Below are 21,989 nucleotides of genomic sequence, written 5' to 3' on the forward strand. Positions count from 1 at the left end.
AGCAAGACGACTCCATGGACTATTTCGGCCCGCATGTTTTCGGTTACCTCATCGCGCTGCTTCATACCCTGGGTTCCATCGCCGCGGTTCATGCGGTACTGACGGTGCGAACGGCCCAAGGCTCGATCGCATGGGCCCTGTCACTGGTGTTCATCCCATACCTGACGCTGATTCCCTATCTGGTCTTCGGCCGCAGTACCTTCGACGGCTACATCCAGGCACGCCGGCAGGCCAACGATGAAATGCGCAAGGCCGTCTCCGAGCTGAACTGGCGCCCCTGGGTGGAAGAGGCGCTGGCCGCACGCGCTTCCCAGGCGTACGCCTCGCTGCGCGCCATGCCGAAACTGGGGCGCACGCCCTGCCTGGCGAACAACCAGGTACGCTTGCTCATCGACGGACAGGCCACTTTCGAGGCCATCTTCCAAGCCATCGATAACGCCAGGGAAGCCGTCCTGATTCAGTTCTTCATCGTCCATGACGATCGCCTCGGTCAACGTCTGCAGGCGTTGCTGTTGAAGAAAGCTGCCGAAGGTGTAGCGGTTTATCTGCTGTATGACCGTATCGGCAGTCACTCCCTGCCCCACCGTTATGTCCAGGCCCTGCGCGACGGAGGCGTTCAGGTCAAAGCCTTCGCGACCCGCAGTGGCTGGCTAAACCGGTTCCAGGTGAACTTTCGTAACCACCGCAAGATCGTCGCCGTGGACGGGGTCCTCGGCTTCGTCGGCGGCCATAACGTGGGCGATGAATATCTAGGGGAGATGCCGCCCCTGGCGCCGTGGCGCGACACCCATGTCCAGGTGAGCGGCCCAGTGGTTGCAAGCATGCAAGAATCATTTGCCGAGGACTGGTTCTGGGTTGCCCGCTCATTGCCGCCCCTGATCCTGCCTGACACCTATCCGGAGGACGGCGTGCTGTGCCAGTTATTGGCCAGTGGGCCGGCGGATGCCTTCGAGACGTGCTCGCTGTTTTTCGTCGAAGCGATCCATGCGGCAAGCGAACGGGTATGGATCACGACGCCGTATTTCATTCCTGACGAGGCGGTATTCGCCGCGCTACGCCTGGCGGTGTTGCGGGGGGTGGATGTGCGCATTCTGTTGCCCTCCAGGCCGGACCACAGGATCGTCTACGCCGCCTCCAGCCTCTACGCCTTCGAAGCCGTCCGCGCCGGGGTACGGGTGTTCCGCTACGAGCCGGGTTTCCTGCATCAGAAAGTGGTGTTGATCGATCGGGAAATCAGCGCCATCGGCAGCGCGAACCTGGACAACCGCTCGTTCCGGTTGAATTTTGAAGTGATGCTCCTGACGGTGGATACCCCCTTCGCCACAGAGGTCGAGCAGATGCTGGAGGCAGATTTCGCCCAGGCCCACGAAATCGCCAAACAGGAAAGCCGGGAGACCCACCGTCTGCAAAAGATCGGCATGCGGGTCGCCCGGCTCATTTCCCCGGTACTTTAGGCTCCGTACGAAAAAGCTTGAGACGAAGGTCAGGCGAGGCGGTTTCAACGCTGCATGAACGAGTATCAAGGCTTTTCGTAACGGCCCGATCAGGGGTGGTAGATGTCGTCTCGGGTCCAAGGCAGGTCATGACTGCCGTCAGCATGGGCCTTCACCGCCAGGATCTGATGCAGGTTGATCCAACCCTTGGCAAACGCATAGGCGCAGCCGGCCAGGTACAGACGCCAGATGCGCAGGGCCTGCTCAGAGACTTCCTTCGACGCTGCTTCCAGGTTGTCTTCCAGCCGTTCGCTCCAGTGATCCAGCGTACGCGCGTAATGCAGGCGCAGGCTCTCCACGTCGACGATCTCCAGGCCCGCTTCGCTGATGTGAGCGGAAATCATCGCCAGATGCGGCAACTCGCCGTTGGGGAAGACGTACTTCTCGATGAACTCACCCGCGCCGCGACCGACCGGACGCCCGTCGGTGTGCTTGGCCGTGATGCCATGATTCATCACCAGGCCACCCTCACGCACAGCGCCGAACAACGTCTTGCAGTATTGCTCCAGGTTCGCATGGCCGACGTGTTCGAACATCCCGACGCTGACCACCTTATCGAAGCGACCGTCCTGGGGAAGGTCGCGGTAATCGAGCAGTTGCAGTTCGACCTGGTCTTCCAGGCCTTCGGCCTTGACCCGCTCACGGGCCAGTGCCAATTGCGCCTTGCTCAAGGTAATACCGAACACCTTGGCGCCGAACTCCCGTGCCGCAAAACGGGCCAGGCCGCCCCATCCACACCCTACATCCAGCAGGTAGTCACCCGGCTGCAGCCGCAGCTTGCGACACAGATGTCGGAACTTGGCTTGCTGGGCTTGTTCGAGGGTTTCGCTGCCCGTCTCGAAATAGGCGCAGGAATAGACCATGTCGCTATCGAGCCATAGCTGATAGAAGGCGTTGGACAGGTCGTAATGATAGGAAATGGCCTTGGCGTCGGTTTCCTTGTCGTGGACCGAGCGCACCGGAGGGTTGTCGCCCTCTTCGTCCACCAGGGCCTGGCTCAACTCGTCGCAGACCCGGATCACTTCGTTGATCGAGCCTTCAAGCTCGAGCTTGCCTTCTACGAACGCCGCGCCCAGGGCATCCAGGCTGGGATGGGTGAATTGCGCGACCATCTGTGGGTCCTTGACCACGATCGTGACGCTGGGGTCGGCACCCAGCGAGAATTCATGGCCGTCCCAGAGCCGTAGCCGAAGCGGCAGGTGCAGATTCTGTAAGGCCGGTGGAAGTTGCGCGAGCATGAGATATCCCCCCTTGTTTCAGACGTCTGAAATCAGGGTAGACCATCGTAGAAAAATAGCTGCCTATCGAATATATAGCCTTTTTCTATTACCTCCCGAAGTCGCTCCTTGAGCCGGGACGGCCCTGATGCATACCCTTTCCACCCTTGATTGCACATCGCGCGCAGTTCTGTCCAATGGGCCGCTTTTCAAACTTTCGACAAAGGCTCATGGAAGCGCAACAACCGTCCGGCATTACCTAACACTAGCAGAGTGCTCAGGTTATGCAGCAGCGCAGCGATCATCGCTCCTGCCGCACCGAGCCAGCCGAAAGCGGCAAAAGCGACGATCGCCAGGGTCCAGCCCAGGCCAATCATTACGTTGACCTGCAGCGTACGACGGCATTGGCGGCTGAGCCGCACGCAGGTACCGAGCCGCCTCAGGTCGCTGCCGATCAACACCACGTCCGCCGACGCCAGGGCAATGTCTGCACCTCCCGACCCCATCGCGATTCCGACGACACCGGCCTTGAGCGCCAGTGAATCATTGATACCGTCGCCCACCACCATGGGACGGAAACCGTGATCGATTTCCGCCATGACCCGTTTGAGTTTGTCTTCCGGCAGAGCCTGGGCCTGTACATCGCCGATGCCGATGTCCCGAGCCAGGGCTTTGGCCACGCTCTCGCGGTCACCGGTCAGCAGCAATTGTCGCCCCAGGCCCAACGCACGCAATTCGGTCATGGCCAGTTGTGCTTCCGGCTTGACGCTGTCGGCCAACAGCAACCAGGCGAGGAATTGTCCATTCAGGGCCAATCCGGCTATCGGGCCGTCGTGGTTGGGGATCGCAGAGGTCTCGATCCCCAACCGGGCGAACAGCTCCGGCCGTCCAAGCGCTGCCTCACCCCGCTCGGTCATCGCGACCACGCCCAGTCCCTGGCGCTCCTGAATCTGTGCCAGGGACAGGCGCTGGTCCTGTTCCACCAACCCGGCCAATGCGCGGCTGACAGGATGGCTGCTGGCCGAACCGAGGCTGGCCGCCAACGGCAGCAGGAAGGCGCGATCCTCCAAGTCGCTCTCGATGGATTGCAGACGCAGGGCACCGTAGGTCAGGGTGCCGGTCTTGTCCACGACCAGGGACGTGAGGTCCGCCAACTCTTCCAGGAAAGCCGAGCTGCGGATCAGGATGCCATGACGCGCCGCCACCGCGATGCCGGCAATCGCCGTCGCCGGTGCCGACAGCACCAGTGCACACGGACACGCGGCCACCAGCACCGCCAGCATTGCCTGGGCATCGTTGGTGATGAACCAGGTCACTGCCGCCAGCAGCAACACCAGCACCAGATAACTTGCGGCATAACGTTCCAGCAGCCGGGTGATGGGTGGCTTGGAGCGCTCCGCGTTCTGCATCAGGGCGATGACTTTGCCCAACGTCGATTCGTTGCCGGTTCGCGTGACTTCAAGGCGCAGCAGCCCATCGAGATTGATCGCGCCGCCGAACACTTGAGTGCCCACCGCCGCTTCCAACGGTACCGACTCGCCGGTAATGGGAGCCGTGTCGAGGCTCGCCTGGCCCGACACTACCCGACCGTCGGCGGGCACCCGGTCCCCTGCCCTGACCTCCACCAGGTCGCCCGGCTGGAGCGTCGCGTTGTCGACATCGACGATCGAACCGTCCGCCAGAACCTTGCGACCCTGGCTGCGAGTCAATCGGCCCAGGGCATGGATGGCCTCCTGGGAGCCAATCACGCTTCGCTCCTCCAGCACATGGCCGAAGATCATGATGATCGGCAACAGCGCGGCCGTCAGCAGATCCCCCGTGGCCCAGGCGCCTAGCATGGCCAGGGCGATCAACTGGTCGGTGATCCCGTGCAGGCTCGGATAGCGCAGGCTGTACCAAGCCGACCTCATCACTGGCATAGCCACCAACAGCGAGGCGACCCCCAGCAGCAATTGGCTGACGCCCGACTGCTCCGGTGCCCATCCTCGCCAGGCCAGACCCAACGCAAGCAGACCAAGGGCCAACATGGCCAGGGTCAGTTGCCGCGCGGCAGTACGTTGCTCGTCGCGAGACAACATCGGAGCGGCAATGGTGGGTGCGGTCATTGTTCTGCTCCCTGGATGATCAGGTGGGAATCGTCTTTCGGATCGACCGTTGTCACTGAACCGGCCTGGCGAAGAATGGCTGGCACGCGTTCGCGATACAGGCGCAGCAGCATCTGCGGATCACTACCCTGAGCCTTGGTCAGGCCGAGCACCGTAGCGGTATCGGCCGACGCCTTGGCGAGCCGCTCACTGGCCTGGGCATGGGCGACCTGCAGGGCCCGGTCCGCTTCCTGACGGGCGGACTGGGTCAATCTTTCGGCTTCGGTTCGCGCATTGGCGACGGCTTTGTCGGCCTGCTGGCTGGCCGTCAGCACTGCATTGAACGCACTCACCGCAGGCCCCGGCAGACTCGATTGCACATCGACCCGCGCCACTTCGATTCCCAACCCCTGTCCCGTGGTCGCCAGCTCGGCCAGACGACGGTTGATGCTCTGAACCAGATCGCCACGCAGGCGCTCGCGAAGTTCGGCGGCCTGGTTATCACTGCCGATCAGCTCTGGCCGAGCCACCAGAATCGTGTCCAGGTCCCGAGCCGCAGCCAATGCGACAGCGCTACGAGTCACCAGTCGATCCAGGGCCGGCAGCACGTGTTCTCCTTGAAGTACGAAGGCATAGGGTTCGGTGACCTTGTAGAACACGCGCACATCCAGTTGCACCAACCCTGCGTCGCCGGTCAGCAGATAACCGGACCCGGCCAGTGCGTCGCTGACCGGCGTAGCGAAACTGGCGACTCGGTCCGCCTGCAGGGCGGCGTCCGAACGCAACAAGCTCTCTACGCGCCTTTCCAGAACCCGATCCGCCGCAGGCAGTAAAACCACCTGTTCCACAGGACGAGGCCAGGCCAATAGAAGCCCGGCGTTTTCGATCCGATCCAGTGCGCCGAAATGCAGCACCACAGCCCGTTCCTGCGGATCGATCTGCCGGACGTTGGAAAACGCCCAGGCCACAGCGGCCAGGGCCGTAACCGCGTAAAGCGCCAGAAATGTCAGGCGTCCGGCCTGGATCCAGGGGCTGGACAACTCGTTTGTTCCACGTGGAACCACACTCATGGTTGTGTTCCACCTTTTGGTTCCACGGCCGGCGGCCCGTCCACCAACACTCGAAACGGGGCCGCGTCGGTCCGCAGAACCAGTTTCGTGCCAGGGCCAACGATGGTGCCGAGGGTGTCCAGGGAACGCAGCAGGTTATAGAGCTGGGGCGAACCGGCGTAGGCCTTGCCGTAAAGCTGAGCGGCTTCGACTCGAGACTGCGCCTCGATATCGGCAGCCTTCACAGTGGCATCGGCTTGCATGATCCGCGCATCACGCTCGGCAGCGGAGCGGATCTGCGCCGCTTCGCGCTTGCCAATGGCGGTGCGCTCAGTGGCGATGGTCTCGCGCTCAGCGCGCATGCGATCCACTGTGGCGGTCAAGGTCACCGAAGGCAAGGTCAGGCGTTCGATGCCCACTTGCAACACCCGCACCCCATACGTGGCGAGCAGTTGCTGATCGATCTGCTGGCGCAATTGGGTCTCGAATTCGCCGATGCGCACTTGGCTGGCGTTGGTGTTGACCAGGTCCGACAGGTCAAAACTGGCAGCGGTTGTTTCCAACGCCGAGCCTACGAAGGTCCGAATCTGCCGTGCCGCCTCGTCCGGCTGGTTCTGCACCGCTCGCATGAAGCGTTGGACGTTGTCCGGGTCGCCCTGTACCTGCCACGCCACGTAGGCTTGCACGATGATCCGCAATCCGTCTCGGGTCCCCACATCCTGCAAACCACTGGAAGTGGTGCGCAGCCGCAAGTCCACCGGGATTGCCGCCTCGAACGGCGCCGGCCAGCGCCAGCCCAGGCCTGGTTGCAGCAGGACCCTGGCCGGATTGCCGAAACGCGTAATGACGGTGGCCTCTCCGGACCGCACTTGTACCAGACTCGCAGCCGCCACCGCGAACGCCACCAGCAGTGCTGCCCAGCCCATTCGGCGCCAAGGGAACGGCCCGGCTTCCTGGGGTTCACCATGATGGTGATGATGTCCGTGATGATGTCCGGCGTGGCCGTGATCGTGACCGATGTGGTCGTGGTGATCGTGGGGAAAAGGGCTCAATGGACAGCTCCTGGCTGGGCAAGATTACGCGGCTCGGCAGGGTCGGCCGGTAAGGTGAAGGTCCGCAGGTCAATGGTCGGTGCGTTGCCGCTGCCTCCCAGGCGATGGTCGAGCACCAGCAGCCTGGCTTGGCCCAGGCCCTGGCTCAGTTGGCTGAGGTACTGTTCAAGCACGAAGGCATGACCCGCAGCGGCGAAGGCCTTGCGCTCAGCACCGAAGCGCAGGTCGGCGGCCTGTGCGGTGGCATTGATTTCCCGAGCGCTGGCCTGGGCCTGGTCATAGGCCATGGCGGCCTGCAACTGCGCCTGGCTGGTCTGCTCCGCTGCCGCGCCGCGCTCCCTGGCAATCAATGCCTGGGCGCCGATCTGCGCCGCCTGCACCCCGTGATAGGCGTTGGCCGCACCTGCCGGTGGATGGATCGCTTCCACCACTGTGGCCAGGATCTCCACACCACTGTCCAGGGCCTGCAAATCGGCCTGCACCGCTCGGCCGATCTCATCGGCCAGGCTGACACGATCCGCTCCCAGCAAACCGTCCAAGGTGCGCGAGGCGAATTCATGCACCAGGATACGGCTGGCGGTACTGCGGATCAGCGCGGGCACATCGGCGCTGTGGTAGGTCGCCGCGAGCGCGGCCTTGTCGTCAAGACCAATGCGGTAGACGAAGCGCACATCCATGTTGATGATCTGGAAGCCCTGCTGGTCGGCCCGGCGGCTGGCAATGACCTGGGATTTATCGTTCACATGACTGGCGTCCCACAACCGGTTGGCAATCGCCGGGGCTGGCCCCTCCGCCGGTTCGGCTTGCGCAGGCCCGCGGTTGTCGCCAACGCTGGTGGCCAACTCATGGACCACGCCATTTTCGACAGCCAGCACCCGGCCCAATGGCCAAGGCAATCCGACATGCAGGCCCGGACCGAAGACCTGGGCCGGCTCACCGAACCGTTCGTAGACACCACGCCCCTGCAGTGGCACTTCATACACCCCCGTCAACAACCAGCCCACCAGCGAGACCAACATCAGCACCGGGAAAAAGGCACGGCGCATGTAACTGAAAGCCCAGACTTGCCGCAGGTCGATGCCGAAACGGTTGTGCAATTCATGTTGCAACGCCTGCAAGGGACGCGGCGGCCAGCGCAGCAGGTCGGCAAGGACACTACGCCCCAGCAGCGTCGGCTCAAGGGCGTCCCGGCGTGGGCTGAACACAGACAGCAATGCCCTGAGCAGCAGCTCCACGGCCACCACGCCCGGCAACACCCCCGCCCACACCGCCAACCGTACCGGCCAAATGGACGTTTGCGAGGAGAACAACAGGCACAAGGCGCAAATGACCAGGACGATAATCGCCAGCCGCGTCAGCTGCGCCAGCGGCGGCGCCTCCGGCCATTCGAGGATGGATTGCTGACCCAACTGGCGTTCGAAAACCAGTAAACCGAACGCCAGCGTCAATGAAAATACCGCGCCAATACTGGCCGCCACACCCAGCGTGGCGGGTGGCAACGCCAGGTTCCAGGCCTGTTCCAGGCTCAACAGCACCACCATTGCCCAACCGATCAACCACAGCGTAGGGGCACCGATATAGCCCAGCAGGCGACCACAGCGCGTACTGATACCGTCCAGGAGTCGCTCGTACCAACCGAGTTCATCCACAGGCTCAATGTCAGCCGCCGGGATATCCTGGCTCGGCAGCAGCGCCCGGGTACGCCACCGCGTCACCCACCAGGCCGATTGCAAGCCCGCGACCAGCACCAGCAAGGCAGCGCACTGGCTTACCAGCAGGGCAGGCCACAATGATTGCGGTGCGAACAGCCCGATAAAAAATGCCAGCACCAACCCCAGGCCCGCCAGGGTGCCCAGCACCCAGGCCATGCCCTTCAGGCGCCGCCCTTGGAACGGTGCCTGTTGGAAACGCGGTAGCCCAACCGCACTCACCCCTTCGCCATCTAGATCGACTTGCATACCACCCCAGCTTCAAGGAAACAGAATCGGGCTGTGGGCGAAACCACGGCCGCTTCGTTGAGGAACGTTACCCTATAACGATTCCTGTGAAATTTCTGTGTTGTTTGCTTCATGAAAGCTGCGCCAAGCCAACATGGGAAGCCTTGACCGTAATCCTCGAAAACGCTCATATTACGTTCATAATTTTTTGGCCGAACGGGAGAGCAGCGATGAGCAATTATGACGTGATCATTCTGGGCGGCGGCCCGGGTGGCTATAACGCGGCGATTCGCGCCGGCCAGCTGGGCTTGAAGGCTGCTTGCGTCGAAGGTCGGGCCACTTTGGGCGGCACCTGCCTGAACGTCGGCTGCATGCCTTCCAAGGCCCTGCTCCACGCCTCGGAACTCTACGAAGCGGCCGCAGGATCGGAGTTCGCCAATCTCGGCATCAAGGTCAGCCCCACTCTCGATCTCGCGCAGATGATGAAACAGAAGGACGCCAGCGTGGCAGGCCTGACCAAAGGCATCGAATTTCTGTTTCGCAAGAACAAGGTCGACTGGATCAAAGGCTGGGGCCATATCGACGGCCCTGGAAAAGTGACCGTCACTGGCGACGACGGCAGCAAGACGCAACTGAGCGCCAAAGACATCGTTATCGCCACCGGCTCAGAACCCACGCCACTGCCCGGGGTGGAGATCGATAACCAGCGCATCCTGGATTCCACCGGGGCACTGTCCTTGAGTGAAGTGCCGCAGCACCTGGTGGTGATCGGCGCAGGGGTCATCGGCCTGGAACTGGGCTCGGTCTGGCGGCGGCTTGGCGCCCAGGTGACAGTCGTGGAATACCTGGATCGCATTTGCCCAGGCACCGACGTCGAGGCAGCGAAAACCCTGCAGCGGGCCTTGGGCAAACAGGGCATCCAGTTCAAGCTGGGGTCCAAGGTTACCCGTGCCGTCACGTCGGCAGAAGGCGTGCAGTTGCAGATCGAGCCTGCAACCGGCGGCGAGATGCAGCTTCTCGAAGCCGACTATGTGCTGGTGGCCATCGGTCGTCGGCCCTACACCCAGGGGTTGGGACTCGAGAACGTCGGGCTGAGCACCGATAAACGCGGCATGCTCGCCAACAGGCAACATCGAACCGAAGCACCTGGCGTCTGGGTGATCGGCGACGTCACGTCCGGGCCGATGCTGGCTCACAAGGCTGAAGACGAGGCCATGGCCTGCATCGAACAGATCGTCGGCAAGGCCGGGGAGGTCAACTATGCGTTGATTCCCAGCGTCATCTACACCCGCCCGGAACTGGCCAGCGTCGGCAAGACAGAGGAACAGCTCCAGGCGGAAGGTCGCGCCTACAAGGTGGGCAAATTTCCTTTCACGGCCAATAGCCGGGCGAAAATCAACCACGAGACCGAAGGTTTCGCCAAGGTCCTGGCCGATGAGCAGACTGACGAAATCCTCGGCGTGCACCTGGTAGGCCCGAGCGTCAGTGAAATGATTGGCGAATATTGCGTCGCCATGGAGTTCAGCGCCTCGGCCGAGGATATCGCCCTGACCTGCCATCCACACCCTACCCGCTCGGAAGCATTACGCCAGGCGGCGATGGATGTGGAGGGCATGGCGACGCAGATGTAGCTTCCAAGGACGGTCCCGTGGGAGCGGTTCCCGCGGGACAGTCAGGACAGCGGCTCTTCAGCTGGCCGATACCCGCGCCTTGTTGCGCCGCCGGCTGATCAACCCAAGCCCGACCGCGACCACCAACGCCAGGCCGCCAACCTGCAACCAGCGCTTATACGGTCGAAGCGCAGAGCGCAGCGACTCCAGGGCCTGGGTGACGTAGCGCTTGTCAGCGCTGCGGAAATCCGGCTCCTGGCATTGATGACCGAAATCACCCGCCCAGGTCACATAGGGCCCCTCTTTCACGTAACGCTGATACAACGCGCTTTGCTCCTCCAGGCTGGAATTGTACCCCACTGCCTTGCACAGCACCGCCGCGAACGCCTGGCTGGTATGGGGCAGGTTGTCAGCCGCCTGACTGGCCAACGCCGTGGCGACAAAACGATAGTGATAGCGCAGGTCTGGCTGGGCGGCGCTGGCTTGCTGGCGTTTTACCTCACCCTCGGCCATCAGCGGCCCCACCTTGAGTTCGACAGGTTCGAGACTGTAGTTGCCCTCGAAAGTGGCATAGTCCGGAGCCATCTCGTAGCCGAGCAGTTCCATGCCCCATCGGCGCGCGATCCAGGAAGCGTTGAAATAGGCCTCGGCCCGGCGGGTTGGCCACCATTTGGACTCGGCTTGCTGAAGCAACTGGGCGTAGGCCCGGGCCTTGGCCTGCAGGTCGGCATTGTCGAAATAGGCCGGCGCCTCGTCGTAGCGCCCCTCACGCAGCAAGCGGCGGCCCAGCAGGTTGCGCAGGCTCGCGGCGACCGGCAATGGCACGTAATTGTCGCGATCCTCCTGGCTCAACGCCGGCGGGGCCGGGACTTGCTGGTCGACGTACTGTTTCAATTCATCCACCGTCAGCACCCGTTCGGCGACAGTCGCGGCGTCGTACCAGTAATTGCTCTGACCACGGTAAAGCTGATCGAAGGCTTGCAGGTAATCGCCCCGTTGCAGGGCCAGGATCGCGCTTTCGCCTTCGACCCGACACTTGGGCTGCACCACCTCGAAATCCCAATCCGCGTTGCGCCGGCCGCCCCAGGTTTCCTCTTGGGGAAAAGCCTGGGCCGCCTTGGCGTAGGCCGCCGCCGCAGCCGCTTTATCCGCGTCGCGCAAGGCCAGCTTGGCCCGAACCCACCACGCCAACCCGGTATCGCCGGCCTTCTCCACAAAGGCCTTGGCCCCAGCGTAGTCACCGTGCTGATAACTGACCGCCGCCAACCGGTCGGCGTTGTCCAGGCTTGCACGGCTGCTGGCCTGCAGGCGCTGGAAAAGGCGCTTCTCCCCGGACGGCTCCTCGCCGTCCCACCAACCGACACGGCTGAGCAGATAACCGGTCAGCAACCGCTGCACACCCGCACGCTTGAGCAATGCATCCAGACGCTCGTCCGGCTGCGCAGCCAGGTCGGCAGCCAGATACAGCAACGAGCTGTAGCCGACCTGGGATCCATGCAGGAACTGGCTCGCGTACAACTCGATGGCGCTGTCCCAGTCATCGGCGGTATAGGCCACCCTGGCCTCTTCGCCGAGGCTGGCGATTCCCAGTTCCAGCGGGTCGCTGAAACCACCGATGCTCAGCTCGCGGGCCTGGCGAAATGCCGCACGCGCCTGATCGCGCAACGTCGCCGGCTCGCCGCGCCCTGCCTCGGTACTCATGGCGAACAACGACCGCCCCAGGGAATATGCGGCCCAGGTACTGCGCAACGGGCGCTGATCGGCCGGTAGCGCCAGCAACTCCTGGAAGGCCTGCGCCGCCTGCTGGTGATCGCCCAGGTTGAACGCCGCCGCGCCAATGGCATACAGCCGCAACTCGGCAGGCAGGTTCGCCGCTTCGGCGCGGGCCTGGTCAATATCGTTCAGAGCCCGCACCCGTTCCACCACCGCTTGCTGCGGTGGGGTCAGACCGATCCGCTCGGCCTGGTCACGTTGGGCGATGTAGCCAGGCATGTCGTCATAGTTGTAGTCCGGGTTGCGAGTCGCCTCGCTGGCCGACTTGAGCCCCGCGATGGCCTGGCCAAGGCGGCTGACCTCGAAACGAAAGCTGCCTTCAGGCAATTCGGCCAGCGTCTGGGCGCGGTTGTCCAGCAGGCGCGCGGGAAAATCGGGGCCACAGGCCAGCGCCTCGCCCCACGGCAGGCCCAGCGGCAGACTAAGGCTCAGGCAGAGCAGGCGACGAGACCACTTAGGGGTAGACATTGAAAGTTCCTTGTTCAATTTTTGTACAGCGTGCCCAGCCGACGGCCCGCTGGGCGCCAGCGGCCAGGCGGCCTTCCTGAATGCGGGTGAAGGTAAGCAGTCCGGGCGTTTGTTGCAACGTGTAGCCAGCCAGGGCATCGACCCCATCACATCCACCTACCGCCAGCGTCAGGCGCTGGGGCCAGGGGCTGTCGAGGTTGCCCCGGTTAACCAGGCGGATATCGTACAAGCCACCCTTTTCTTCCAGCTCCAGGGCCAGCCGGCTGTCGAGCTTGTCCCCCCGAGCCACCGCGCCAAGGGTAGTCAGGCTCCAGACGCGCCGGTCGCCGCTCAAGGGCAGGCGAAACCAGATCAACCCCGCCAGATGTTCCGGCGGATCGGCCCGCAGGCCGGCGGCCAGCCCGGCCACTTGCTGCGGGTCGGCCAACAACTCCTTGCGCTCGCCGCCCAGGTCGATGGGCACCTCACTCTCCACCACCGGCGCGCCACTTTCCTGGCTCAGCAGTGCCACCCCATAGGCCGGCAGCGCCAGGTAAAAAGGCCGCATAGTGACGCGGTCCCAACGTTCGGCCCAGCGCAGGGCCTGCTTCGGATCGAACAACCCCTGCCGCGGATCGCTCACCGCATGGACCTGCAGCACACTGCTGTCCACGGTTTCCAGCAAGCCGGGCAATTCAGGGCTGTCGAGCCAGGCCGGCAGCGCGGTAATGCTCAGTTTCAGATCGGCCGGCAAGCTTTGCCGCAACCGGGCCAGGAAGGTCCTGTAGCCCGGCAGCCGGGCGCTACCGGCGTCATGGTCGATCTCGACCCCTGTCGGCGCCAGGCCTTGGGCTTGCCAGTGCTTGAGCACCTGCTGGATCTGCGCGACGATCTCGTCCTGGTCCAGCGTCTTGAGCTGGCCGTCCAGGCGAATCACGGCAATCAGCGGCCGACCGTCAGCCTTGAGCAACGCCGCATCGATCCGCGCCCGACTCCAGCCAGCCTGTGGGAACGCCTGCAACGCCAGCACCCGCAACCCGGAGAAATCCTGATGACTCTGGCGCAGCGCCGCGTCATGGGCCGGAACCCATTGGCGTTGCCAGATGTACAGCTGTTGATCGAGAGGACGAGCCGGGGGTCGTTCGCAGCCAGATAAAAGCAAAACGGCGAGCGCCAGCGCTGGCCGGAATAAAGAAGTCATGGGTTTCACCGCATTGCGCGTCACATCGACACTGGGGGGCGTCCAGCGCCCCGGGCATTCTATGAGCAATCAGGTATCGATCAAGGCTTGCGCGCGATGATCACCTGACTCTTGGCCACGACCCCGTCCAGGGCCTGCTTGATCTGCGCGCCCCGAGGCGAATTGAGCACCGCCTGCCAGGTGTCGGCCCAGTGGTTGAGCAATGGATGATCGGCATTGCTGAAATCGACCTTGGCCTCCCAGAACAGCAGCATCCACATTGACCAGTAGAAGCCGTACTGGCTGTGACTCAACACCTCAAGCCCGGCCTCGCTGACCATCGCCTTGAACTGTTCTTCACCGATGATGCGGATGTGATTGGGCTTCTGGAAATATTCCGGGGCGGCAATGTCCTTCTGCAGTTCTTCGGAGCTGGGGTGCGGCACGCTCAACAGGTACAGCGCACCGGGTCGACCGACACGCACCAGTTCGGCGAGGAACTGCGCCGGGTCGTCGACATGCTCGATCACCTCCGTGGACACCACCCGCGTGGCCGTGCCGTCGGCGATGGGCAGCGGGTTGCAATCGGTCACGTGGCATTCGATGTCTCGCGCCGGCGTATCGCCCAGGCGCTGGCGCGTGGCCTCGACCTTGGCGGCATCGATATCGGCGATGATGATCTTCGCGCCTCGCATGCCGCAGAAATGCACGTTGCCGCCGTCGCCGCAGCCCACGTCCAGCAAGGTGTCCTGGGGAGTAACCGGGAAGCCGGTGAACAGTTCGCCCGTGCGCTGATTGAACCAGCCGCTGAGCATCGCATCGTGCAGCCCGAGCATATACGGATCGACCTTGTCAGCCGCTGGCGTCGCGGGCGCGGGCGTGCCCGTGGTGAGTTTCTTCAAAAGGCTCAGCATGAAGGGGCTCCAGAGACAGGAAGGACGCAAGGTGCGGCTCGAAGGCGTTCGACCAGTCGAGCACCACGATTGCGCATGGGCATTTCCACCAGCCGGTAGTTGAGTTCGCTCAACAGTCCGATCAGCGACAAGCCGCAAGCCAGGGCCAGCCAGGGATGGCTGGCCAGGTCCGGCGACCCCAACGGGGCAAGACGGAACCACAGCTCGCGCAGCAGGAAAAACACCGGGACGTGGATCAGATAGATCCCGTAGGAACGGCTGCCGACCCAGGTCAGCGCGGCTTTCAGCGGGCTACGGGGCAGCAGGTAATCCCGGTCATAGGACGCGACCCACACCAGCACGGCGCTGAGAACCGCGATGACGCCGAGGCGGTAGAAGGACAGATTGAACTGTTCGGTGGCGAGCCAGGCCATGACGCCGCCAAGACCTGCCAGCAACGCTACGCCAAGACCCGGCCAGCGCAACCACCTGGGCTCGAACCGCCAGTAGCCGGGACGCAGGCTCCAGATCGACAACAATACCCCGAGGGCCAGGGCATCGGTACGCACGACCGACAGCCACACCGCACGCCAGGTGAAGAATTGCACCAGCACTATGGCCAGCAGCACCCAGACTAGGTACCGCCGCGAAACGAACACCAGCAGCGGCAGGATCAGATAGAACTGCTCCTCCAGCGACAGCGTCCAGTACACGAAACTGGCACCGTATTCATAGCGCATGAACGCATCGGCAAAGCGTAGGTTGGCGAACTGCAGGACCCCGGCCAAGGTGGCCTGCACGTTGGCCTGCACACTGCCGAACGCACCGGAACGGTTGAAGAAAAACGCTGCAAGCAGCACCAGCAGCAACCAGAGCCAGGCCGACGGCAACAGACGGAACGCCCGGCGGATCCAGAACGCACGCGTGGCGACCCAGAATTGCCGGAGGCTTGCGCAACCGCGCAGTTGCGGGATCAGGCTACGACCGATGACAAAACCGGATATGGCGAAGAACAGGTCCACGCCCCACCACAATTGGAAGCTACCGGACAGCGCCGCCAGGCCTGGCCATCCACCCGGGAACGGCATGCCTTGTATGTGATGGAACAGCACGCCGATCACGGCAACGGCGCGCAGCAATTCGATGTCCATGATTCGTTTGCTGGTCACGACGGGGCCTCGGCGCAAGGATCGGGTTTACGAGCGATGATGACCTGGCTCTTGGGCATGAACCCATCGAGCACCTGCTTGATCGCCAGGCCGTCGGGTTGCGACAGCAAGGCCTGCCACGCACTCGCCCACGATTGCATCAGCGGCGGGTATGGGGCCTGGATCCGGTCACGAACGGCACCTTCGAGGATGCGTCCGGCCGCCCTTTCGCTGGCCCAGAAGAAGATCATGCCCATGACCCAGAAGAACCCGCTGGCCTGGCGATGTTCGATCACCAGGCCGGCGTCCTCCACCAGCGCGGCGAACTGCTCGGCGTCGAATACCTGCACATGATTGGGGGCCTGGAAATAGGCCGGCGGCGCGATGCCTTGCTGCAAGCGCTCGCCCACCGGCGCTGGCACGCTGAGCAGATACTGCGCCCCCGGGCGACCCATGCGCACCAGTTCAGCCATGAACGGCGCTGGCTGGTCGACATGTTCGAGGACTTCCATGCACACGATCTTGTCCGCGCAGCCATCGGCCAGGGGCAGCGGCAGGCTATTGCTTACCAGCCCCAGGAATGGCGTTGCGGTCGACCTGGCGTGGCGCCCGACCTGGCGGGCCAGGTCGCGCACCTTGTCGTATTCGCTGTCGGTGAAGATCACCGATGCACCCTGGCGCATCCCGAACAACGTGGCCACGCCCTCACCGCAACCCACATCCAGCAACGTGTCGTTGGCGCCGATGGCGAAGCCCTTGAGCAATTCGCCGGTGGCGTTGTTGAACCAGCCGTCGAGCGTCGCATCGACAAGGCCGATGTCCCGGGGCGAAACAGCAGCCGGCGCAGGCGGCGTGGGCTCCACGGGAGGCCTGAGCCAGGCCATGAGCCGCCGGATCATGATTGCCCGGCGTTCCACTGCCGCCCGGACAACTGCTCGAGAAAGTCCCGCAAGCGCTGCTCGGCGTTGGCCTGGCTGCAGAATTTCTCCAGGCTGCGCACGGCCTGGGCCGACATGCGGCGATAGCGCTCGGGGTCGTTTTTCGCCACGTCATAGCTGGCACGATAGGCCGAACACAACGAGTCCCAATCCGTGACATAGCGCAAGGTTCGAAATGCCGCGCGAGGGTCGTGAGGCCAGGCGGTCAGCTCTTCGGTGGAATCCACCACGAAGGCATTGTCGTGGTCGATGTAGTCGGCCATCGCCGTGTTCAACGGCGCAATCGCCGGCCGGCCACAGGACATGAACTCCATCAGCGGCAGGCACTGCCCTTCGCCGTAGGAACTGTTGACCACATAGCGAGTGGCCTCTACCAGCCGTTCGTAGTCCGCATCGGCCAGGTACCCGTGGATCAGCACGATGCGGCAGCGGTACGTCTGGTTCTTGTAGACGTGGTGCAGCATGTCCTCCAGCGCTTCGGCGACATCGTGGTGAGTCAGCTTGAGCACCAGGGTCGCATCGGCCACGTCGCGAAACGTGGTGCAGAACGCGCTGATCATGTCCTTCCAGTTCTTGCGCCCGTCGTACGGGTTGAACACCGAGGTGTAGATCACGCCGTCCAGCAGCAACTCGTGATCCTGTGCCGGACCATCGAGCACCACCGGGGTGCCGGCCCGGTGCACTGGCGGGCCATAGGGCCGCAGGTCGGTGGTGCGGCTGTCGATCAACAGGCCGCGCAGTTGCAGACGCATGTGCTCCACCGTCGGTCTTTGCGCCAGCAGCGCACCACGGGCCGCAAAGCGATCCCAGACCGGCGCGGCAATGGCGACGATGGGAAAGTCGGCACCCATCGCCGCGCGGACAGTGTCGACGGTGAAACTGGAATGGGTGATCGCCCTGCCTGTCGCGCCGAGCACCGTGCGCCAGTCGTGCCGAGGTTCGCCCAGCCAGCTTTCAGTGGGAATCGTGCTGAACTCCCAGGCAAATACCGGAACCGTCGGACAGGCATAGTGGACCGCGGTGCGGTGGGGCGGGGAAAACGACAGGAACACACACGCCTCGCCGCGCTCCAGGCAGTCGGCATAAAGCTGATCCACTTCGTCGTCCGGCCGGGTCACTTCGATCACCCGCCCCAGCCGTTCCAGAACCGGGCGAAACTCCTTGAGCACGAAGTAATAGCTGTATTCGGGCTTGCCTAGGTTTTCCAGGATATTGCTCTGGTTGGTTTCCGAATAAATGATGATCAGCATGAGGCGGCCCCCGCTTCGATCACGTCCGGCAATGGATCGTCGCAACCGGGCGCCGCCAGGAAATCCGCCAGGCGTTGGCGCACCGGGTCGAAACCGCAATAGCCGCGCATGCGCTCGCTCGCTGCCAAGGCCATGGCCTGGTAGGCCTGGGGCTGATGCCGGGCCAGGGCGTAGCTCTGCTGGTAGGCAAGTTTCAACGAACCCCAGTCGGGCCGATGGCGCAAGGTGCGGTAAAGGATGCGCGAATCTTCCGGCCAGATGGTCGGCTCGCGGCTGGACTTGACGATAAAGGCCACCTGGGGATCGATGTAGTCACGCATCGCCGTGTGGTCCGGGGCGATCGCCGGCCGGGCGCAGGACATGAACTCCATCAGCGGCAGGCACAGCCCTTCGCAACGGGAGGCATTGACATAGAAACTCGCCGCGCCATACAGCCGGGCGAACTGCTCGTCCTCCAGGAATCCATGCATCACCACGACTCGGCAACTGAACGGCGACAACTGGGACAACAAGGTGAGCAGCTCGACGTAATAGGTCGACAGGTCGTTCTGGGTCATTTTCAACACCAGCGTGGCATCCTCGACGTCCCGCAGGCCCCAGCAGAAGGCCGTGATGAGGTGATGCCAGTTCTTTCGACCGTCATCGGGGTTGAACACGCTGACGTACACCACTCCGCTGACTTCGGTTTCCACCCTCTGACTGGTATCCGGCAGGATTGCCTGGGGATGTTCGGGCGGTGTCGGCTCGGCGATGTGCAACGCAACGTCCAGCACGGGCGCGGCCGGCCCCCTCAGAAGCCGGCTCACGGCAATGCGCACGGGCACCGGCACCAGGTCACGCACCGCTTCGCGGTACCAGCACAGCAGGTTGTGCCTGACCAGCCACAACGGTCCTTGCTCGCTGTCGTCCCTGAAGGCGCGGAGGATTTCGCGCAAGTAATGACGGCTGAGAAATGCACGACGTCGCCAGGTCGGGGCTGGCGTCTCGATGAGCGGTTGGACGACGTCCTCAGGAGGAGCCTGAGGTACGACAGGATCCGCCGGCGGCGCGTCTTCGAGAAGGGGCGCGATCAAACCGTCCGCCGACAGGCCAAGGGGTCGGCTGTCGATGATGCATCCCTTGATCTCCAGGACCGTGCCCGGATTGATGGGCGTACTCGGGTACTGTTCACGAATCGCCGCGAAACGCTCCCACAGCGGTGTCGGCAGGACCAGCACCGGGAAATCCTCGCCCAGCGACCTGCGGATTGCTTCGGCCGTATGACTGGACAAGGTAATGACGCGGCCATGGCGGGCCAGCGTACGGCTCCAGTCATGGCGCAAATCGTTGTCCCAGTGCTCGGCCGGAATCGAATCGAACTCCCAGGCCACCACGCAGACCATCGGGCAAAGCAGGTCGGTGGGGGTCTTGTGGGGCGGTGAAAACGAGAGAAACAGGCAATCCTCTCCGGACTGCTGCAAGGTCTGATACAGCGGATCGACTTCGGCGACCGATGCCACCACATGTACCCGCCCCAAGCTTTCGAGCACGGGGCGATAAGCCTTGAGTACGAAGTAATAGCTGTACTCAGGGCGGCCAAGGCTCTGGCTGATGGAGTGATCGTTTACGTCCGAGTAAATGATGAAGTTCATGGCATCCCATCAGGAAGCCGCAATCCCGGCAACTTCCTTTCATGACGGTGGTGGACCGCACCGCGCTTGTCGAGTGTCCACCAGCCCGTCTCGTTCTTGTTATTAGCGGCCTGCACCCTGTCGTTCGAATCGAAATCGAACCGGGGCAGCCATATTGACGAGGGGCATTCTAAACACATCCTCCCAAGGTTCGTGAACCGATCGGCGAGAATAAAACGACTATAAATATGAGAACTGACCGGTCACGACTTGCAGTGTTGAAATTGCCGCAAAATTGGCACAGATTGATAAGCAAATAATTACAAAACCCTTCATCTGGGCTGTTTTTGGGAATGATTTCTCCGAACTTACGGATATTTCCTACTTATGCAGCGACAGACGAAGTTTTGCCTCAAGAGGGCTGATGCTTGAAAAAACGTCTGTTCGTTACGGGCCTCGGCGGTTTCGTGGGACGTCATATCAAATCGCGCCTGGATACCTGCGCTTGCACGTGGCAAGTGATGCCCGTGTCCGCTCGCTACGACCTCACTGATGGCAAGACCCTGGAAAATCTCTGGTCGCACGTGCCTGATGCGGTGATACACCTCGCCGGCCAGACATTCGTTCCCGAAGCCTTTCGCGATCCGGCGCGCACTCTGCAGATCAATCTGCTTGGCACCCTGAATCTGCTTCAGGCCCTCAAGGCCCGGGGATTCACTGGCACGTTCCTGTATGTCAGCTCCGGCGATGTCTACGGCCAGGTCGGCGACCACCAGTTGCCGATTACCGAATTGCACACTCCCGCACCACGCAACCCTTATGCCGTGAGCAAGCTTTCCGCCGAGCTGCTGAGCCTGCAATGGGGCATGAGCGAAGGTTGGCCTGTGATCGTGGCGCGCCCGTTCAATCACATCGGCACCGGGCAAAAGGACAGTTTTGTCATCGCCAGCGCCGCCCGGCAGATCAGCCGTATCAAGCAGGGCCTGCAACCACCCCGCCTGCAAGTGGGGGACATTGACGTCACCCGCGATTTTCTCGATGTAGACGACGTGATCTCGGCCTACCTGGCGCTGCTGGACCAAGGTACGCCAGGACAGATCTACAACATCTGCTCGGGTCGCGAGCAGAGCATTCGCAGCCTGATCGAATACCTGGGAGATCTTGCCCAGGTCGATGTGCAACTGATCCAGGACCCCGCGCGTCTTCGCCGCGCAGAACAACGACGCGTGTATGGCAGCCCTGCCAAGCTCCAACAAGCCACTGGATGGACACCTGAAACAACAACACAACAATCCTTGCGGGCGATCCTGTCCGACTGGGAGATACGGGTACAAAAAGAATGAAAAGTGCATTGATCACAGGGATAACCGGCCAGGATGGCGCGTATCTGGCCAAGTTGTTGCTCGACAAGGGGTATAAGGTCCATGGTCTGGTGGCGCGACGCAGCAGCGATTCGCGCTGGCGTCTGCGAGAGATGGGTATCGAAGACGCGATCGTTTACCTGGATGGCGATATGGCCGACGCCTGTTCGGTGCAACGGGCGGTCATCAAGGCCGCACCGGACGAGGTGTACAACCTGGCGGCCCAGAGCTTTGTCGCGGCCTCGTGGGACCAACCGGTCACCACGGGCATCGTCGACGGGCTGGGGGTGACCCACCTGCTCGAAGCCGTTCGCCAGTTCAGTCCGGGCACCCGCTTCTACCAGGCGTCCACCAGTGAAATGTTCGGCCTGATCCAGGCCGAGCAACAGGATGAACATACGCCGTTCTACCCACGCAGCCCTTATGGCGTCGCGAAGCTGTACGGACACTGGATCACCGTCAACTATCGCGAAAGCTTCGGCCTGCATGCCAGCAGCGGCATCCTGTTCAACCATGAATCGCCCCTGCGCGGCATCGAGTTCGTGACCCGCAAGGTCACCGACGCGGCGGCCCGCATCAAGCAGGGCAAGCAGCAGGAATTGCGACTGGGCAACATCGACGCCAAGCGCGACTGGGGCTTTGCTGGGGATTATGTCGAAGCCATGTGGCTGATGCTGCAGCAGGACAAACCCGACGACTACGTGGTCGCTACCGGCGTCACCACGACCGTGCGGGAAATGTGCAGGATCGCCTTCGAACATGTGGGCCTGGATTACCGCGACTTCGTGAAGATCGACCCGGCGTTTTTCCGCCCGGCCGAGGTCGAGGTGCTGCTCGGCAACCCGGCCAAGGCGAAAAGAGTCCTGGGGTGGAAGCCCAGGACCGATCTCGACACCCTGATCCGCATGATGATGGATGCGGACATGAAACGCGTCGCCAAGGAGTAG

At 62.8% G+C, this 21,989-nt stretch carries 16 protein-coding genes; 4 read left to right on the forward strand and 12 right to left on the reverse strand.

Annotated features, from left to right (window positions below; genetic code table 11):
* The first annotated feature begins 14 nt into the window (after nucleotides 1-14).
* The gene (gene cls / locus AC1M7R_RS10965) at nucleotides 15-1,454 is read left to right on the forward strand and encodes a cardiolipin synthase (protein WP_490610400.1); all 1,440 of its coding nucleotides are present in this window, start codon (nucleotides 15-17) and stop codon (nucleotides 1,452-1,454) included.
* An 89-nt stretch (nucleotides 1,455-1,543) separates the two neighbouring features.
* Here cls and cfaB read toward each other — a convergent pair whose 3' ends face one another.
* The 5 genes from cfaB to hflK (AC1M7R_RS10990) all read right to left on the reverse strand — a co-directional run bounded on the left by cfaB (nucleotide 1,544) and on the right by hflK (AC1M7R_RS10990) (nucleotide 8,853).
* Complete coding sequence (gene cfaB / locus AC1M7R_RS10970; RefSeq protein WP_072397355.1) at nucleotides 1,544-2,731, reverse strand: C17 cyclopropane fatty acid synthase CfaB; 1,188 nt, start codon at nucleotides 2,729-2,731, stop codon at nucleotides 1,544-1,546.
* A gap of 188 nt (nucleotides 2,732-2,919) precedes the next feature.
* A complete protein-coding gene (locus AC1M7R_RS10975; RefSeq protein WP_490610401.1) occupies nucleotides 2,920-4,815 on the reverse strand; it encodes a heavy metal translocating P-type ATPase in 1,896 nt (631 codons plus the stop codon).
* Nucleotides 4,812-5,864: a protease modulator HflK gene (gene hflK, locus AC1M7R_RS10980; protein ID WP_072431341.1), complete on the reverse strand. Its 1,053-nt coding sequence runs from the start codon at nucleotides 5,862-5,864 to the stop codon at nucleotides 4,812-4,814. The genes AC1M7R_RS10975 and hflK (AC1M7R_RS10980) overlap by 4 nt, the downstream gene beginning before the upstream one ends.
* A complete protein-coding gene (gene hflC, locus AC1M7R_RS10985; RefSeq protein WP_168199063.1) occupies nucleotides 5,861-6,862 on the reverse strand; it encodes a protease modulator HflC in 1,002 nt (333 codons plus the stop codon). Before hflC ends, hflK (AC1M7R_RS10980) begins: the two co-directional genes overlap by 4 nt.
* Before the next feature lie 29 nt (nucleotides 6,863-6,891).
* Entirely contained in the window at nucleotides 6,892-8,853 is a 1,962-nt protein-coding gene (hflK, locus tag AC1M7R_RS10990; RefSeq protein ID WP_072431340.1) for a protease modulator HflK, read from the reverse strand.
* Between the two features lie 209 nt (nucleotides 8,854-9,062).
* Here hflK (AC1M7R_RS10990) and lpdA point away from each other — a divergent pair, with 209 nt between their 5' ends.
* A complete protein-coding gene (gene lpdA / locus AC1M7R_RS10995) occupies nucleotides 9,063-10,463 on the forward strand; it encodes a dihydrolipoyl dehydrogenase (protein WP_072431339.1) in 1,401 nt (466 codons plus the stop codon).
* A 57-nt stretch (nucleotides 10,464-10,520) separates the two neighbouring features.
* On the opposite strand, the gene AC1M7R_RS11000 is transcribed toward lpdA, so the two are convergent.
* From AC1M7R_RS11000 to AC1M7R_RS11030, 7 genes are all read right to left on the reverse strand, one after another.
* Nucleotides 10,521-12,683 (reverse strand): hypothetical protein, encoded by a 2,163-nt coding sequence (locus AC1M7R_RS11000; protein WP_271900307.1) that lies wholly within the window; start codon nucleotides 12,681-12,683, stop codon nucleotides 10,521-10,523.
* Complete coding sequence (locus AC1M7R_RS11005; protein ID WP_072397365.1) at nucleotides 12,670-13,863, reverse strand: DUF3142 domain-containing protein; 1,194 nt, start codon at nucleotides 13,861-13,863, stop codon at nucleotides 12,670-12,672. The genes AC1M7R_RS11000 and AC1M7R_RS11005 overlap by 14 nt, the downstream gene beginning before the upstream one ends.
* An 80-nt stretch (nucleotides 13,864-13,943) precedes the next feature.
* Nucleotides 13,944-14,756 (reverse strand): class I SAM-dependent methyltransferase, encoded by an 813-nt coding sequence (locus tag AC1M7R_RS11010; protein WP_072397366.1) that lies wholly within the window; start codon nucleotides 14,754-14,756, stop codon nucleotides 13,944-13,946.
* Entirely contained in the window at nucleotides 14,750-15,904 is a 1,155-nt protein-coding gene (locus tag AC1M7R_RS11015; RefSeq protein WP_072397585.1) for an acyltransferase family protein, read from the reverse strand. Before AC1M7R_RS11015 ends, AC1M7R_RS11010 begins: the two co-directional genes overlap by 7 nt.
* On the reverse strand, nucleotides 15,901-16,782 hold the full coding sequence (locus AC1M7R_RS11020) for a class I SAM-dependent methyltransferase (RefSeq protein WP_072397384.1): 882 nt from the start codon (nucleotides 16,780-16,782) through the stop codon (nucleotides 15,901-15,903). The genes AC1M7R_RS11015 and AC1M7R_RS11020 overlap by 4 nt, the downstream gene beginning before the upstream one ends.
* Nucleotides 16,779-18,071, reverse strand: a complete 1,293-nt coding sequence (locus AC1M7R_RS11025; protein ID WP_072431336.1) for a glycosyltransferase — start codon at nucleotides 18,069-18,071, stop codon at nucleotides 16,779-16,781. Before AC1M7R_RS11025 ends, AC1M7R_RS11020 begins: the two co-directional genes overlap by 4 nt.
* A complete protein-coding gene (locus tag AC1M7R_RS11030; RefSeq protein ID WP_072431335.1) occupies nucleotides 18,065-19,702 on the reverse strand; it encodes a glycosyltransferase in 1,638 nt (545 codons plus the stop codon). The genes AC1M7R_RS11025 and AC1M7R_RS11030 overlap by 7 nt, the downstream gene beginning before the upstream one ends.
* A gap of 407 nt (nucleotides 19,703-20,109) precedes the next feature.
* Here AC1M7R_RS11030 and AC1M7R_RS11035 point away from each other — a divergent pair, with 407 nt between their 5' ends.
* On the forward strand, nucleotides 20,110-21,024 hold the full coding sequence (locus tag AC1M7R_RS11035) for a GDP-mannose 4,6-dehydratase (protein WP_490610402.1): 915 nt from the start codon (nucleotides 20,110-20,112) through the stop codon (nucleotides 21,022-21,024).
* Nucleotides 21,021-21,989 (forward strand): GDP-mannose 4,6-dehydratase, encoded by a 969-nt coding sequence (gene gmd / locus AC1M7R_RS11040; protein WP_072397407.1) that lies wholly within the window; start codon nucleotides 21,021-21,023, stop codon nucleotides 21,987-21,989. The genes AC1M7R_RS11035 and gmd overlap by 4 nt, the downstream gene beginning before the upstream one ends.

It is taken from the genome of Pseudomonas sp. MS01C9, assembly GCF_058202755.1.

Excerpts from the sequence above, each read along its gene's own strand:
- hflK (WP_072431340.1), bottom strand. The coding sequence starts at position 8,853 with ATGCAAGTCGATCTAGATGGCGAAGGGGTGAGTGCGGTTGGGCTACCG.
- cls (WP_490610400.1), top strand. The coding sequence starts at position 15 with ATGGACTATTTCGGCCCGCATGTTTTCGGTTACCTCATCGCGCTGCTT.
- AC1M7R_RS10975 (WP_490610401.1), bottom strand. The coding sequence starts at position 4,815 with ATGACCGCACCCACCATTGCCGCTCCGATGTTGTCTCGCGACGAGCAA.
- lpdA (WP_072431339.1), top strand. The coding sequence starts at position 9,063 with ATGAGCAATTATGACGTGATCATTCTGGGCGGCGGCCCGGGTGGCTAT.
- cfaB (WP_072397355.1), bottom strand. The coding sequence starts at position 2,731 with ATGCTCGCGCAACTTCCACCGGCCTTACAGAATCTGCACCTGCCGCTT.
- AC1M7R_RS11020 (WP_072397384.1), bottom strand. The coding sequence starts at position 16,782 with ATGATCCGGCGGCTCATGGCCTGGCTCAGGCCTCCCGTGGAGCCCACG.
- hflK (WP_072431341.1), bottom strand. The coding sequence starts at position 5,864 with ATGAGTGTGGTTCCACGTGGAACAAACGAGTTGTCCAGCCCCTGGATC.
- AC1M7R_RS11010 (WP_072397366.1), bottom strand. The coding sequence starts at position 14,756 with ATGCTGAGCCTTTTGAAGAAACTCACCACGGGCACGCCCGCGCCCGCG.
- AC1M7R_RS11030 (WP_072431335.1), bottom strand. The coding sequence starts at position 19,702 with ATGAACTTCATCATTTACTCGGACGTAAACGATCACTCCATCAGCCAG.
- gmd (WP_072397407.1), top strand. The coding sequence starts at position 21,021 with ATGAAAAGTGCATTGATCACAGGGATAACCGGCCAGGATGGCGCGTAT.
- AC1M7R_RS11025 (WP_072431336.1), bottom strand. The coding sequence starts at position 18,071 with ATGCTGATCATCATTTATTCGGAAACCAACCAGAGCAATATCCTGGAA.
- AC1M7R_RS11005 (WP_072397365.1), bottom strand. The coding sequence starts at position 13,863 with ATGACTTCTTTATTCCGGCCAGCGCTGGCGCTCGCCGTTTTGCTTTTA.
- AC1M7R_RS11000 (WP_271900307.1), bottom strand. The coding sequence starts at position 12,683 with ATGTCTACCCCTAAGTGGTCTCGTCGCCTGCTCTGCCTGAGCCTTAGT.